The sequence below is a fragment of the Streptococcus sp. SN3 genome (genome assembly GCF_030439905.1).
On record NZ_JAQFJF010000020.1, the window covers coordinates 1 to 1,905 of the forward strand.

Consider the following 1,905-nt stretch of genomic DNA (forward strand, 5'->3'; position numbering starts at 1 on the left):
ATGCTCGTGAAAGATATTCCTGTGGCGCATAAATTTTAAAACTAAGATATGGCTCTAACAATTCTGTTCCAGCTTTTTTTAAGACTTGTTCCAATACAATAGGAGCAAGCATCCGAAAATCTGCTGGAGTACTAACAGGGCTATAGTATAAACCGTACTTAAAACAGATTTTACAATCCGTCACATTCCAACCATATAATCCTTGTTCGCAACCATAGCGTATCCCTTCCATAACTGCATTTTGAAATGATTGATTTAAGTATCCAAGAGAAACCGAGCTCTCATACTGCATTCCACTTCCCAACGGAAGCGGTGATACAGATAAACCAATGGAAGCCCAGAAAGGATTTGGCGGCACTTCGATGTGAATGGTATATTCTGCATTTTTTAACGGTCTCTCCATATAAATGACTGTAGGCTCTTTTAGTTCTATCTCCACATGATACTTTTCTTGCAACAGTGCACTAATCACTTCCATTTGTACTTTCCCTAAGAAAGAAAGTATAATTTCATGTGTCGTAGAATCCACGTAATATCGTAGAAGCGGATCACTATCTGAGATTTCCAAAAGGGCATCAAGCAACATTTCTCTCTGTTCAGGTTTACTCGGTTCAACAGTTGTTTGTAGTAGAGGGTGCGGATTTTCAATCTTTTTTCTCTGTGGCAATAGTTTTGTATCTCCAAGAACACTATTTAACTTCAAAAACTCATTTTGCAAAATAACAATTTCTCCAGAATAAGCTCTATCAATCTTACATAATTCACCATTTATTGAAGTATACATTTCTGTAACTTTTATTTTTTCTTTTTCTGATACTCTAACCGAATCTCGTAAATGTAGTACTCCACTATAAAGGCGTATATATGCAAGACGTTGTCTTTTTTTTGTATATTCAATTTTGAAAACATTTCCGCAAAGTTCAGACGGACCTCGATGTGTTGATGAATAAAATTTATTAGTAATAACTTCTATAAGGTTATCAATCCCTATATTACTTTTTGCACTTCCATGATAAAGAGGGAACAGAGAACAATTCTGAAATCTTATGCTTTCCTCTTGTTCGAGTTCCAATGCTTCTAATGATTTACCGGACATATATTTCTCTAAAAGGTCATCGTTTCCCTCTATTACCGTATCCCATTGTTCAGATTCGGTAAAGTTCGTCACACACATATTAGGATACAGTTCTACCTTCTGTTTGATTACAATTTCGGCAGAAAGTTTCTCTTTAATATCCTGATAAACCGTTGATAAATCAATTCCATTTTGGTCAATCTTATTGATAAAAAAGATTGTGGGAATCCCCATTTTCCTAAGTGCATGAAATAATATACGAGTTTGTGCTTGTACGCCATCTTTTGCAGAAATCAGTAGAATTGCCCCATCTAAAACTGATAATGAACGATATACTTCTGCTAAGAAATCCATATGTCCTGGCGTGTCTATGATGTTCACCTTCGTATTTTCCCACTGAAAAGAGGTTATTCCTGTCTGAATTGTAATTCCTCTCTGACGTTCTAAAAGCGTATTATCCGTCCTCGTTGTACCTTTGTCCACGCTTCCTAATTCTGTAATCGCTCCACTGTTATATAATAAGCTTTCTGTTAAGGTAGTTTTTCCTGCATCAACATGAGCTAAAACTCCAATATTAATAATTTTCATGTGATTTTCCTCCATTCAAAAACCCAAAAGGGCATAAAAATCCCAGTGATAAATACTTTTATCACTGGGATTTTTATGCATAACCATAGGTATACAAAGCATACAGATATTCTCTGGATACTTTAGAATCACATGATAAAGGTATTCTTAAACTGGGTACAAAAAACTAAGCCCTCCTAAAAAAGGACATCCAATTATTTGTTCCCACTATCAAATTGACAGTTTATTTAAGAATACCTTGC

Annotated in this window: 1 protein-coding gene and 1 pseudogene; both read right to left on the reverse strand. The window is 35.2% G+C overall.

Annotated features, from left to right (window positions below):
• A partial coding sequence (gene tet, locus PCY71_RS14880; RefSeq protein ID WP_301412812.1) for a TetM/TetW/TetO/TetS family tetracycline resistance ribosomal protection protein occupies positions 1-1,663 on the reverse strand: 1,663 nt, incomplete at its 3' end.
• Between the two features lie 15 nt (positions 1,664-1,678).
• Positions 1,679-1,726: pseudogene (locus tag PCY71_RS14990) on the reverse strand (hypothetical protein); the annotation flags it as partial.
• Positions 1,727-1,905 lie beyond the last annotated feature (179 nt).